A 13650-nucleotide genomic window follows, 5' to 3' on the forward strand; every position below is an offset into this window, starting at 1 on the left:
TGACGATGTTTTTTATTACCGTCCCGCCGCCGGCCCACTTCACGTGTGCGCTCTACAGGGCTCCCCGTAGGAGCGGCCGCTGGCCGCGACCACCGCCGCCACCCGTTTCGCTATGATGTTGGTTCTCGTCACCTGTAGGAGCGGCCCATGGCCGCGATCAGTGGCCGGCCGTCCCAACAATGATCCTTCCACCGTCCCAGGCTTGCTTTCTTCCCCCAAATAAAAAAGGCCCTGTCCCGGCAAAACCCGGACAGGGCCCTTAAAAACAAAATTAAATAAAAACTAAATCGCGTATTACGAGGACGAGGCGGGCGGTGACTGAAGCCGCCCGCGCACGTCGCTGGTTACTGACCGAGTCCTGTTACTGGCACAGGCCCTGGCTGGTCGCAGTATCGTGGCTCAGGCCGCCGCCGCTCAGGTCGGTGACGCAGAAGCTTGCAGACACGTTGCCGCCGGCAGTGCTGCTGCTCACCACGGTGGCGATACCATTGGCATCGGTGGTCGCGGTAGCGCCGGTTTCGGTGATGTCACCGCTGAAGTTACCGGTCACGGTCACACCGCTCACGCCGCGCCCCAGGTCATCCAGCACGGTCACCGTGCCGGTGGCATACTTCTGGCCCTTGGCGGCCGACTGGGTACCGTTCACCACGCTGGAAACATACATGGTGGTGGCCGCTGCGCCGTCGCTCACGGATACATCAAAGCTGGCCTGGTCGCTCGCACCCTCATTGTCGGTCACGGTCAGGGTCACGGTGTAGGTGCCCGCCGCCGCGTAGCTGTGGGAAGCCGTCGCGGTGGTCGCAGAGGCGCCGTCGCCGAAGTCCCACTGGTAGGAAGCAATCGAACCGTCGCTGTCGGCACTGGCGCTGCCATCGAAGCTGCAGCTCAGCGCGTCACAGCTGTGGCTGGCGCTGGCCACCGGGGCCTGGTTGCCACCGCTACCGCTCGCGGCACCATAGATATCGAAGTTATCGAAATAGTAGGTGTCGCCGTTCAGGCTGTTCGGGTCGAACAGGACCACCAGGCTGTTAACCGCGCTGTCCGGCGTGGCCCCATCGATACGGTCTGCCAGCTGGAACTTCAGGCGCTGCCAGCCCGCTTCCTCGCCCACATAGGCCGCGTACTTGGAATGGCGTCCGGTAGGGTAGTTGTCGGGCGTGGCCACGCTGCTGTCCTCCAGCTGCACCAGGATCTCGGTGCCCGGGGCGGCGGTGGTAAACACGTCCATATAGAACGCCTTGGTACCTGCCAGCAGGGGCGCCGCATCCGCAACCGCAGTGGTATCAGCCGCGATCACGTCGTACAGGGCCGCCGCGGAGCGGGTGTAGCTCGCCACGGTAGAGGAACCGTTGGTGGCGTCCGGGGCCGGGTTGGCCGCGTCCATGATGAAGGTGCCATCGAAGTAGGTGTAGCCCAGGCTGCGGTTCGCCTCGAAATCATCGAGTACCGTCTCCTGCGCCATCTGCGGTGATACGTGCACCGGCAGGGACAGGCTGCGGCTGCCGCAGTCGTCGGTCACACTCACGCCAAGCTCACCGCCGGTGCTGCCCCACTGTACGGTGACAGTGTTGGTGCCGGCACCGGACACCAGGGTGGCGTCGGCCGGAACCGACCAGCTGTAGCTGGCGCCGTTGCCGATGGCGCCGGCCACGGAGTAGGTGGTGGATTTGCCGTTGTCCACGATGCGGTCGCCCACCACGCTCGGCTGGCCGTAGTCGTACACCCGCACGTAATCCACCTGCATGGTCTGCGGCAGCTGTGAATCGTCTACCGGGCCGCCCAGGCTGCCGCCCACGGCCATATTAAGCAGGAAGTGATACTGGTAATTCTCGAAGGTCCAGTAAGACGCATCGGTGAGGTCGTCCGGGGTGAGTGTGGCGTACAGCTGGTCGTCCACATACCAACGCATCTCGTTGGGTTCCCATTCCAGCGCGTAGGTGTGGAAGTCGGCCGACCAGGGTTCCGGCTGGCTCAGCACCTTGTTACCAGTGTGGGAATTGTTCGGGTAGGGCTCGCCGTAGTGCAGGGTACCGAACACAAACATGTCCGCCTGGCCGGTGGCCTCCATGATGTCGATCTCACCGCTGATCGGCCAGCCTTCGGCCGGGTCGGTGGGCAACATCCAGAACGCCGGCCACATGCCGGAGCTGTTCGGCAGCTTGATGCGTGCCTCGAAGCGGCCGTTGGTCCACTCGCCGCCGTTGGGCATATTGGCGGTGCGCAGGCGCGCCGAGGTGTAGTTCTTGGCTTTCACGCGCTCCTTGCGCGCAGTGATGGTCAGGATGCCATTCTCTACAGTGGCATTCTCGGCCTGGTAGGACTGCAATTCGTTGTTGCCCCAGCCGCAGATACCGTAACTGCAGCCATCGCCGAGCATTACTTCCCACTTGGTGGTATCAACTGCAGTACCGTCGAAATTATCTTCCCAAACGGGGGCGGGATTTTGGCATTGCTGCCCGATGGCGATGGATGAACTCAGCATCGCCGCGCCGAAGATGGCGCTCTTCGCTCTCTTGTCGCTGTGCATTCTCGATTTCCTCGAAGTCATTATTATCTGCACAGCCCACGACCGCTGCTGTGCGACCCAGCAAGTTAGCAGTGTGAAGAAACGATGACAGGGAACCGGCGGGTCAAATCGCCGGGGCGGATCAAATGCACGGCAATGTGGCTCGATCTGGGTGATTAATCGCCGCTATGCCCCATAACGGCGCACCGCAAACAGTCGAACAAAATACACCCATCACGGACCAGACGGGGAAGAAAGGGCGCTTCTGCAGTGAACGGGAGGCAAAAAGCGGGAAAATATCCCACAGAAATAAAGTTTCATTAAAAGAATAATCGCTGGGAAATTATCGCACCGACAACAGGCTTACCGACGCCCCCCTGTAGGAGCGGCCCATGGCCGCGAACACCCGGGGGTGAACGACGCCGCGAAGCCCCAGCCGCCAACCATACGCCGACACGAGGATATGCAGGAGCCTGCCTGCAGGCGACAACCACGGAGGCAAATTCCCCCACCATCGTCACCCCGCTGGGCCGGCACACCGGCGCAGGCCGGGGCCCAGCAACCCTGGGTGAGCGAAACCCCGAAGTTCTATTCGCCTACCAGGCGCCGGTACGGAGAGAGCGCCCCGCGTAGGAGCCTGCTTGCAGGCGAACAACCGCAGCGTCACAGTGCGTCCATGTAGGAGCGGCCCATGGCCGCGACCGCTGTGGGTGGACCCGCGATGGCACCACCAATAATTCCTCTTTCCCCCCCAAATAAAAAAAAGCCCTGCCCCGGCAACACCGGAGGCAGGGCCTGCACAGTACATCCTGTGGTACTGGAAACTATTGTTTTAAAGCAGGCGGGCACAGGGCCTGCCCACATCGGTCAGCCGTTACTGGCACAGCCCCGCACTGGCACCGGTGTCGTGGCTCAGGTTGCCACCGGCCAGGTCGGAGACACAGAAGCCCACCTGCACATTGCCACTGGCGGTACCGGAGCTCACCACCGTCGCAATGCCACTGGCATCGGTCACTGCGGTGGCGCCGGTCTCGGTGATGGTGCCGCTGAAATTACCGGTTACCGTCACGCCGCCCACACCGCGGCCCAGGTCATCCAGCACCGTCACGGTGGCGGTGGCGTACTTCTGGCCACGACCGGCAGACTGGGTGCCGGTCACCACGCTGGATACATACATGGTGGTGGCCGCCGCGCCGTCGCTGGCGGTGACATCGAAGCTGTCCTGGGCGGTAGCGCCCTGGTCGTCGGTCACGGTCAGGGTGACGGTATAGGTGCCGCCCGCCGCATAGGTATGCGAGGGCGCTACACCGGTACCGCTGCTGCCGTCACCGAAGTCCCAGGCATAGCTGGCGATGGAACCGTCGGCATCCGAACTGGCGCTGCCATCGAAGCTGCAGGCCAGCCCGTCACAGCTGCCGGTGCCGCTGGCGATGGGCGCCTGATTGGTGCTGCCGTCCAGGCCATAGATATCGAAGTTGTCCCAGTAATAGGTGTCACCGTTGAAGGTGTTCGGGTCGAACAGGATCACCAGGCTGTCCACCGCGTTTGCCGGTGTACCGCCGTCGATGCGATCGTCCAGCTCGAACTTCAGCCGCTGCCAGCCGCTGCCCTCGCCCACATAGGCGGCATACTTGGAGTGCCGGCCAGTGGGGTAGTTGGTGGCGGTGGCCGTGGAGCTGTCCTCCAGCTGTACCAGGATCTGCGTGCCCGCGGCGGCGGAGGTGTACACGTCCATATAGAACGCCTTGTTGCCGGCCAGGAACGGGTCCGCATCCGGGATGGCGTTGGTGTCGGCGATGATCACGTCGTACTGCGCCGAGGCGTTGCGGGTGTACATGGCCACGGTGCTGGAGCCGTTGGTGGCATCCGGGGCCGGGTTGGCCGCGTCCTGCACGAAGGTACCGTCGATGGTGGTGTAGGCCAGCTGGCGGTTCGCCTCGAAGTCATCCAGCACCTGCTCCTGTACCAGCTTCGGTGCCACGTACACGGGCAGGGTCAGGTCGGCGTTGCCGCAGCTGTCGCTCACGCTGACGGACACATTGCCGCCGCTGCTGCCCCACTGCACGGTGATGGTGTCCTTGCCCGCGCCGGATACCAGGGTGGCACCGGCGGGCAGGCTCCAGCTGAAACCGGGGTTGCCGCCTACGGTGCCGGCCACGGAATAGGTGGTGGTGGAGCCGTTCTCCACAATGCGGTCGCCGGTGATGGCCGCTTGGCCGTAATCGTACACGCGCACGTAATCCACCTGCATGGTCTGCGGCAGCGCCTGGTCATCCACCGGGCCGCCCAGGTTGCCGCCCACCGCCATGTTCAGCAGGAAGTGGTAGCGGTAGTCCTCGAAGGTCCAGTAAGAAGAGTTGGTCAGGTCCTGGGGCGTGAGCGTGGCATAAAGCTGGTCGTCCACATACCAGCGCATCTCGTTCGGCTCCCACTCCAGCGCATAGGTGTGGAAGTCGGCCGACCAGGGCTCGGGCTGGGTCAGCAGCCGGTTGCCGGTCCAGGAGTTGTCCGGGTAGGGCTCGCCGTAGTGCAGGGTGCCGGATACATACTCGTCCGCCTGGCCGGTGGACTCCATGATGTCGATCTCGCCACTGGTGGGCCAGCCCACGTCCGGATCGGTGGGCAGCATCCAGAAGGCCGGCCACATGCCGGCGCCGTCCGGCAGTTTGATGCGCGCCTCGAAGCGGCCGTTGGTCCACTCGCCGCCGTTGGGCATGTTCGCGGTGCGCAGGCGTGCGGAGGTATAGCCCTTGCTCTTCACGCGTTCCTTGCGCGCGGTAATGGTGAGAATGCCATTTTCCACCACGGCATTCTCGGCCTGGTAATACTGCAACTCGTTGTTGCCCCAGCCGCAGATCCCGTAAGTGCAGCCGTCGCCGATCATCGGCTCCCACTTGGTGGTGTCCAGGGCGGTACCGTCGAAATTGTCTTCCCATACGGGAGTGGGACTCTGGCATTGCTGCCCGAAAGCCAGGGACGATGCCAGCATCGCCGCGCCGAACAGCACGCATTTATCTCTCTTATCGCTGTGCATACTCGATTTCCTCGATTTTGTTATAAAGGCTCCGCCTCCATTTGGTGCGGTGCGAGCACCAAGTTAGCAACCGGGAAAGCGTGTAACTGTTGAAGCACTGTGCAATTCGCTGGGGCGGATCAAAAGCGCGGCGACAGGGAAGGCAAAAAGATAGACAAATTAACGAAAGTGGATATGTGTGCCAGGGAGTGTGAAATAGTTAAAGTTTTTTGCGGGCACCAGAAAAGGGCGGTGAAAGTGGGCGATTAAATAAAGTGCCGAATTCGAACGGCAACCGGTATAGACCCAAAAGAAAATAAAAAAGCCCCACCCTTACAGGTGGGGCTCTTTATCCTCAGAGGCGAGTTACTCTGAGTCGTGCAGAGAGGCGCTGTTGTGAATCCGTACGCCGGCAACATACTGGGTGAAGAAATATCCTGCATCGGCATTGTCATCCAGTACGCCTGACATAAGCACCGTGCCGTTATGGGACACCTGGTACCAGAAGCGCTGGTCCTCGCCCGGAGTATACATTCCGTCGTCACCGTGGAAATTCAGCGCGAGGGAGGAGCTACTCTCATCTACCACCCACTCGCCCTGAACCGACAGGTCCCAGGCGCTGAAGGAGCGTACTTCGCTCAGGTCCGTGCCATTGTTCTGCATGGCCTTCAAAAACCGCGGATAGGCAAAGGTGCCATCGGAGTTCAAGACGATATACCCGGTCCCCATGCCAACGGTAGTCCAGCCCGCGCCGACCTCACTGTCTCGCCAGTACATGCGGAAGGTGCTGCCGGACATCATATCGTTGAGCGACTCGCTGGTGCCGCTCTCGGCCTCAAGCTTCGCCACGCGCGTGGAAAGCGCGTCGATGGTCGCATACAGTTCTGCCATGCGGCCATTGCCGTCGGCACCCCGGTTAGCCGCGTCGGGAAGTGCAGACGCCGCCCCGCTGAAAAGAATTGCCGCTGACAATAGTGCAGTATTGATACCTTTCAAAAGCATATTCGATTCCCCAGATTATTATCGTAGTGAGATTGCAGATCCGCGCCGATCGCACACGCCAGCCAAAAGGGTGGGGCGCGGGCTACAGGAAAGAGCGCGGCGGTTTAACGGAAAGGGGGCCGGTCAGAAAGGGAATGGATCGAATAAGAGAAAGCCTGCAGAGTCGTATATAACCCTACAGGCTCGCCGCGTTACGCCACGGGGAAGATAATCCATTACCTCAAAAAAGCCCGGAACCTCCGTGTCCCGAAAAACCAATGTCCGTTCACGGTTACGGTGAACGAATAAGAAACTGACGGGTGGTGGTAAAAGCGTAAATAGCCCCAAAGGGCTATTTGGGGGTGTTTGGCGGCAGGTTTGCCCTATAGGCGTACCAACTAGCGGGTAAAAGAAGTAAACCGGTGTCACGATCGTGACTTGATGCACGGGGATTTATTGAACTTGAACAAATATCTAGGAGGCCAAGCTTCGGATCGGGCAGAACGGCCCTAATGCGGAAAGGAAGGGGCGGCAGGAGATTGGCAGCGAGCTGCTACGAAAGATACGGAGCTATCCAGCAACAGCGACCAGGGCAAGCTCCTCCTCTGTCGTCATCCCGCTGGGCCGGCACACCGGCGAAGGCCGGGATCCAGCAACCACAGAGCTAGCAGTGAACACGAGAGCGAATGGGAGGCCAGTGTGCGACCAGCGAAACCCCTCATCCGATCAAATCAAGTCGCAAACAACTCCCCCTCAATATCCCGAAACCCCTTAAACTCCAGCGCATTCCCACTGGGGTCCATAAAGAACATTGTCCCCTGCTCCCCCGGTTGCCCCGCAAAGCGGATATAGGGCTCGATCACAAACTCCTCTACAAACCCCCGCGCCCGCTCGGCAAACGCCTGCCACTCGTCAAACGGCAACACCACGCCGAAGTGCGGCACCGGCACCCCGTGCCCGTCCACCCGGTTGGCAATGGCCGGCACCTGGCCGTCGCGGCCGATGGCCGGGTTAAGGTGGGTCACGAGCTGGTGACCAAAGAAGTTCCAGTCCACCCACTGGTCGGAACTGCGGCCCTCGGCAAAGCCCATCTTGCGGCCGTAGAAATCCCGGGCCTCGGCAATATCGCGGACCTGGATGGCTAGGTGAAAGGGAGTCAGTTGCATAGCTTATCCTTGTAGATAATCGCTAAAACCTTGCCAGTCGCTCGGTTTCACGCATCACTCAAAAGAGCTGACCTCGTTGTGAATGGCGAGGTGGCCAATACACAGTAGGCTTAGCTGGAACGTGGAAAATTGTAAAGGATAACCAGCTAGATTAACTTATATCCAAAAGTCGCATGAGCCTCGATTTAAACACAACATGCTCATCTAAATTGAACAAATAATGCGCAATATATTTGACCAATACAGTCAGCCGGAAAACCGGCTTACCCACGCGGTATTAACCGCGTTGGATCAGGACCATATTCTGCTGAAGTCCTTTTTCTCCCTGATAGGAATAAACCCGCCCTGCCGTGTATCTCAGCTCGAAATTGAAGAGCAAACGATCGTTGGGCAACCTGAGGAAGCAGAATCAGAGTCCGACCGCAAGGGCATCCCTGATGGCTGGATACATAACGGAGAAGACTGGTGTTTGCTGATTGAGAGCAAGATCACCAGCAGGCTGGCCAGTGATCAGTTAAAAAGACACCGAAGAACGGCGGAGCGTTGCGGGTTTGAAAAGATATACGTGCTTGCAATCGAATCTGTCCCGGTAGAAACATTTAGTTCCGAAAATATATATCGTTTACGCTGGAGCGATATTTACCAGCTATTGATTCGCCGCAACGACTCGCCTTGGGCGAGCATGGCTGCGGAGTATTTCGTGATTGCAGAGCAGAAGTTTTCGGAGATGGGCTATTTGAAAGAGGGGAACCTTACCGTGTTTACCGGCATTCCATTTGATGAAGACCGGCCCTTTAACTACCTTGAGGCTAAGCGAATTCTTAAACTCATTATGGATGAGCTGCGTGAAGACCTCGCGTTTTGCCGGGATGCCCGAATTAACCCCGACCTGCCAGGGAGAGGAGCGATTACTGGCTCTAAGGGAAGTGCAGTATGGGACTTCCTGGCGCACGAAGATGCAGTTGAAGGCGAAAATTTCACCAAAACTCCGCATTTCACCGTTGGAATCAACCACCAGCGCTTGAATGTGAGTATTACTATCCCCCACAGGATAAAAGCCCAATACAAGAGTGCTTTAAAGAGTCTTACTTACGATGAGTTCTACGACATTGTCGCTGAGGTCGCTGGCAATATGGTGCCACTTGCCACTGGCGATCCCGGCTTTAGCCCCTGGTGCATTGCTGTACAGCGGCGCTACCCGAGCCAGAGATCGGTACCGATACATGATGCCGTTCTGGAATTCGACCTTAGGACGGCAATACCCAACAAATCCGCCAAAGTTAAGCCCCAGGAGCAATGGTTAAATGCCGTTTACGAGGCATATATCAATAAACGCTCAAACTATCAGATTCAGATTGGCGCGGGGATATACTTCAGCCGTTCCAATAAGGTAAAAAGCAAAGCCGTACTCGCGACAATTAAAGAGACCTTTGTCGCATGCAGACCATTCCTCGACGCGCTCGAAGACTGGATTTAAGACCGGGAGCTTGAATTATTCGGCTGTATAATCGCGCTTACGCCAGGTGATCAAAGGCGAAGGGATATCTGGCAGGTTAGAGCGATGAAGGATGTGCTAACGATAGAGGGCCGCCAGTACGGCGGCCCCGGGGTTAGGTGGCGCTTACTTCCAGAACTGCCACCACTTCTTGCTGTTCTCCTCTCGGGCCGCCTGGCCCTGCTCGGAGCCCTTGCTCAGCTCCTTGCGCTCCTGCTCGGCCTTCTTCTCGGCCTGCTTGGTCATGCCCTTGTTGTCCTTGGCCTCCTCCATGTGTTCCTCGTGCATCATTTCGGCCTTCTTACCGGCCATCATGTGCTTGTCTTCCGCCATGGCGCGTTTCTCCTCCGCCATAGCGCGTTTCTCTTCCGAGATCTCGCCTTTCCCCATGGCGTCCATGCGCTTCTGTTCGGCTTTGAGGCGCTTCTGCTCCGCCATCAACCGCTTCTGTTCGGCCATGGTGCGCTTCTCGTCCATGCGGGCCTGGGCTTCTGTCGGGATCTTGGTTTCCTTCATCTCTCTGCCGGCAGCTTCGGGCTGCTGGGCCAGGGCCGGGGCGGAGAGAACCAGGCTTGTTACCAGATACGGGAGTGCCTTCTTCATAGTCAGGCTCCTTATGGTTGAGTGAACAATGAATTTGGTGTGGCTATTTCCTATACAGTCTAAAAGCTGCTTGTGCAGCTGCCGTGAGAAAGACTGTTGTGGTGGAGGATGCAGAATTCAAGCTTAATCGAGGCTGAATAGCGATGGGTTATGTATTTTTTGCCCTTGGCACGTATCGCTTTTGTGGGGTCATGCGGCAGCAAATAAATGGGGGCCAGAGTCCCGATCAGCTACGACTAATAATTTGACCAGTGGTGTGACTTTTGTCACAGCTTGCATGACTGGAGCGCCAGTATTAACCTCGATCGACTGTTTTGCGGCTCAGTATAAGGGGCCGAACATTGGCAATCGGTGTGTAAAAAATAGACACATTGTGCGCACTGTGATCGGGCTGAGTTGCTGATAACAATAATAACGATTATAGGGCAGGTATAGCTGGCAGATATGAGCCGGGCTTACCGACCGGCCCAGGTCTATAAGCGTGACGAACACGCCTTATGGGCAGAAAAAAGAATGGGGAATTCGAGCACAATGACCGTAATTACCACGGTTACGGCCCGCGAGTGGCTAGCTAAGTTTCGCCTTGAGCGGGTAGTGACGCGTCAAGTGGAAGGTTCCAAGATTCCTGATGGGCGCCCGTTATTTGGATATCACGTTTCCAGCGGTGAATACGCGGAACTTGAGGAGGTGCTGAAGTCGGGAGCCGCGGATCGGGACAATCCTACCCGCAGGTCCTACTGGGCGGCCTGTTATTGCCTGTATATTGCCGAGTCTTTCCGCCGAAACTACGACGCCAGCGAGGGTGGCTGGTCATGGAAAGGTTTTGATAGTGCTCTGGGGATACATCTCAACCCCATTCAGCGTTCTGAAATTGTGGATATGGGCTTAGCCAAATATTGGAATCGCCCTATCCGGATGCGGACTAATGGTCGGGATATCCTCGGTTCTCTAGCTGCTGAGGGTGGGTTGCCATGGAAGATGGTCCAGCATGAGAGCCATGGCTTCGGTCGAGCGGTCCGCGCTGGCCTGAACAAATTTTACGAAAACCGCGATGCCGGACGGAGCACCGCCGAATTCCTTGAAGACTACCTCTCATACTTACCTCAAACCTTTCGCAATGTAGAAACCCGGCAATTGCTCGCAGGCATCGTCGAGCAGCTCGTATTCTTAGTAGAGCAATACCCCATCACTAAGCAGGAGGACCCTGCCAGTTACCTCGATCAGCATCTCGAGGGCTGGCGCCAGGGATTCCCAATACCTCTGGGGGAAGAAAACGGTAGAGCATTAGTTAACGAGTGGCTACGTAGGGCAGATCGCAGTCGCGGTGAGCGCGCGAGAAAAGTGGAAGAGCTGGCCATCAATCGATGTACACATTGGCTGGACAGCGAACGTTTTCAAGAGCGTGCACTGATCACAGAAGTAACCTTGCCAAAGGAGATTCGGTTCGTTGTTGACCCGCTTCTTTTGCGCAGCACACGACTTGAGCTCGGCTTCTATGAGGGCAGTAGCTTGCTCGCAAAAGCTGGAGCGGTTTACGGCCAACTCGGTGGGGACGAAGGAGCGGGAGTAGAGATGGTGGTCCGCCTGCCCCGTCAGCACTTCCGTCTCGAGCGACGGCAAAAAGAACAGCCCCTAAAGGTTACTTTCCTTGCCAGCGGCCAGGAAGTCTATGCCGAATCCCTGGATGATAGCAGTGTAACCTTTGCTGAAGCCCCCTTGTTATTTGAGCAGGGCGACCAGGGATGGATTCTAGCAGGCGATGGCTCACGGAAATTCAGTACAAGCGAAGCTCTGCTCTGGGCACCCAAAGAGGCCATAGTCGAGAGTGAAGAGATTGTTTGCTGTCACGAAGATATTGATGGCCGATGGCTGGGGGTGGCGACCGATGTCACGCTTCGCCTCGGTGAAGAAACATATCGATTTACTCCCGGAGCTCCAGAGACTGCCGGCCCAAAATTGCTGATGAAAGGGCGGGCTATGCTCGAGAACTCGCTTCCGGGAACAGTTTACCGCGGCTGGCCTCAATTGACGACAGAGGCGGGAGGCTTAGGAGGCGAACAGTATGTGAGCTATATCAATGGCAAGCCAGGCCCGTCTGATGCCGGCCCGGACCGCTACGGCGCCTTTCGGTATAAGGTTGCTAACCGGCAGGGTGAGACACTGCTGCTACGCAAGATTGGTGTATTGCCCGATGATCTGATGCTCAGCATATTGCCGGCCTCCGCTCGAGCGGAGGCCCGGGTACGGGTGACAACGACGAGTGCGCTCATTGCTCGCGTGGAAGGCGAAACCATTGAGCCCTGCGCCGGTCAGCTGGCCGATGGAGTGATTACGGTCCCGCTGAAATATAACGGGGGAAGGCCTCCAGCTGCTTTCCGTCTACTCTTATCCTCCCCAGGCGAGCAGCCGGTAGAGTTACGATTGGACTTTCCCTTTGACGGGATCCGATACCTGGATGCGACGGGTGAAGAAGTTATTCCTGAAGACATCTTGGCAGATCAGCTACTAGGCAGCCAATTGGTGCTGAGCAGTGGTGTCCCCGGCCGCCAAGTATTCAATATCCAAATGCTTCTCATGGGCGGTACAGCAGCGCAGATTCGCCGCCATTACTCAGTGGTCGTTAGCGACAGACCGGTTTCACTGTCGCTCTTTGCTTTCAGTGACGACATCCGACAGATGTTGAGTGCCACAGATGATCAGGACAATTTTATTCGTTTTAGTGTCGATTCGCTGCGGCCCCTCATGCGGTTTAATATCCGGCGCTATAACACCAATCTAAAGCGTGAGAATGCAACAACCTTCCGATTACTGGGCGCGCGCGCAACTAGCCTTGGTGAGATACGAAAAGTAGAGGTTATGCTGCTGTCTGACCCCGCCATGAAACCGCGTGAATTGGATGAGGTGTCAACAGCCGGTGTGGGCATGGGAGCCTTCGAGCTCCCGCTATCAATGATGGCTAGTGGCCCTTGGTTGCTGTATCCGAAGCCTGGTGCTGAAGACCAGTTCCGCCCGGAGCTGGTGCCTACTGGTCGTATCGAAGGTGGAGAGCAGGAGATTCAGTCCCTGCATGCGGCAACCCGGGCTTACCATCCGACTCAAAACCCTACGGTTATCGACGCCCAGATCTCACGGATGGCGGATGATCTATCACATAGTGGATGGGGTTATCTGCAGGAACTTTGGGACAATTTTAGGCATCTGCCGCTGTCCACATTCGAGGCCTGGAAGGCCCTAGCGCGAAATCCTCGAGCGTTGTCTCTGGCAGTTTTCCGTCTGGAATTCGATGAACATAAAGCATTGCGGTTCCAGGAAGAGTTGTCAGTCATTTGGGAGTTTATAACGCTGACTGGCTGGCATGAAGCTTACGCGGGGTATGCGGCCTGGCTGGAAAAAAGTGGTGTTCCACAGATCCTTGTAGGCAATATTTTGACGCAGCGGAGCTATATTCTTGAGCGGCTGATATCTGGCTTTGCAGATATGGAGTCGTTCGTCAAAGCTGGCGACTGCGCTGACCTTAAACAGATCCCTCCTGGAGGAATTCTGGCGTTCTTTTTTCAGGAGCTGCGCCGGAATTACCCTGATTTCGATAGCTGGCCCAGCTATCTTGGCTCAACCCTGCGGCAGTGGACGATGGAGCAGGGAGTCGAGCGAGAACTGGCTAGCCACTCGAATACGCATGAAACCAACGCAGTGGCCTATCTCCCAGTATTCCTGGGTTATGTGACAGCCGGAAAGGCCAAGCCAGAGGATCTCGGTGTTAACTCCGACTTCTTAAAATTCGCAATTCGTGTCGTAGCTGACTTCGATCGGCAAGGCTGGTTTGTGCCCGCTCACGCCGTCGTGACGAACTACCTAATGACAAAATAATAATTGAGATTGTATTGAG

7 protein-coding genes are annotated in these 13650 nt (G+C 57.6%); 2 read left to right on the forward strand and 5 right to left on the reverse strand.

Annotated elements, in window-relative coordinates; translation table 11 throughout:
* Positions 1–361 precede the first annotated feature (361 nt).
* The 4 genes from BLT26_RS13530 to BLT26_RS13545 form a co-directional block, all read right to left on the reverse strand.
* Positions 362–2527: a PKD domain-containing protein gene (locus BLT26_RS13530; protein WP_217631446.1), complete on the reverse strand. Its 2166-nt coding sequence runs from the start codon at positions 2525–2527 to the stop codon at positions 362–364.
* A gap of 853 nt (positions 2528–3380) precedes the next feature.
* Positions 3381–5540 (reverse strand): PKD domain-containing protein, encoded by a 2160-nt coding sequence (locus BLT26_RS13535; RefSeq protein ID WP_091515465.1) that lies wholly within the window; start codon positions 5538–5540, stop codon positions 3381–3383.
* A 345-nt stretch (positions 5541–5885) separates the two neighbouring features.
* On the reverse strand, positions 5886–6521 hold the full coding sequence (locus BLT26_RS13540; protein WP_139169560.1) for a hypothetical protein: 636 nt from the start codon (positions 6519–6521) through the stop codon (positions 5886–5888).
* Positions 6522–7231: 710 nt separating this feature from the next.
* Positions 7232–7666, reverse strand: coding sequence for a VOC family protein (locus BLT26_RS13545; protein WP_091515473.1), 435 nt, complete (start codon positions 7664–7666; stop codon positions 7232–7234).
* Positions 7667–7886: 220 nt separating this feature from the next.
* On the opposite strand from BLT26_RS13545, the gene BLT26_RS13550 reads away from it, so the two are divergent.
* Positions 7887–9143, forward strand: a complete 1257-nt coding sequence (locus tag BLT26_RS13550) for a PDDEXK-like family protein (RefSeq protein WP_139169562.1) — start codon at positions 7887–7889, stop codon at positions 9141–9143.
* Between the two features lie 144 nt (positions 9144–9287).
* On the opposite strand, the gene BLT26_RS13555 is transcribed toward BLT26_RS13550, so the two are convergent.
* On the reverse strand, positions 9288–9764 hold the full coding sequence (locus BLT26_RS13555; RefSeq protein ID WP_091515478.1) for a hypothetical protein: 477 nt from the start codon (positions 9762–9764) through the stop codon (positions 9288–9290).
* Between the two features lie 531 nt (positions 9765–10295).
* Between BLT26_RS13555 and BLT26_RS13560 the strand changes: the two genes are divergently transcribed.
* Positions 10296–13631, forward strand: a complete 3336-nt coding sequence (locus BLT26_RS13560; RefSeq protein ID WP_139169564.1) for an STY4851/ECs_5259 family protein — start codon at positions 10296–10298, stop codon at positions 13629–13631.
* Positions 13632–13650 lie beyond the last annotated feature (19 nt).

Source organism: Microbulbifer yueqingensis (assembly GCF_900100355.1).
GTDB classification, from domain to species: domain Bacteria; phylum Pseudomonadota; class Gammaproteobacteria; order Pseudomonadales; family Cellvibrionaceae; genus Microbulbifer; species Microbulbifer yueqingensis.

What these genes read in the sequence shown, in the direction of transcription:
- BLT26_RS13550 (WP_139169562.1), top strand. Translation starts at nt 7,887, where the DNA reads ATGCGCAATATATTTGACCAATACAGTCAGCCGGAAAACCGGCTTACC.
- BLT26_RS13545 (WP_091515473.1), bottom strand. Translation starts at nt 7,666, where the DNA reads ATGCAACTGACTCCCTTTCACCTAGCCATCCAGGTCCGCGATATTGCC.
- BLT26_RS13560 (WP_139169564.1), top strand. Translation starts at nt 10,296, where the DNA reads ATGACCGTAATTACCACGGTTACGGCCCGCGAGTGGCTAGCTAAGTTT.
- BLT26_RS13530 (WP_217631446.1), bottom strand. Translation starts at nt 2,527, where the DNA reads ATGCACAGCGACAAGAGAGCGAAGAGCGCCATCTTCGGCGCGGCGATG.
- BLT26_RS13555 (WP_091515478.1), bottom strand. Translation starts at nt 9,764, where the DNA reads ATGAAGAAGGCACTCCCGTATCTGGTAACAAGCCTGGTTCTCTCCGCC.
- BLT26_RS13535 (WP_091515465.1), bottom strand. Translation starts at nt 5,540, where the DNA reads ATGCACAGCGATAAGAGAGATAAATGCGTGCTGTTCGGCGCGGCGATG.
- BLT26_RS13540 (WP_139169560.1), bottom strand. Translation starts at nt 6,521, where the DNA reads ATGCTTTTGAAAGGTATCAATACTGCACTATTGTCAGCGGCAATTCTT.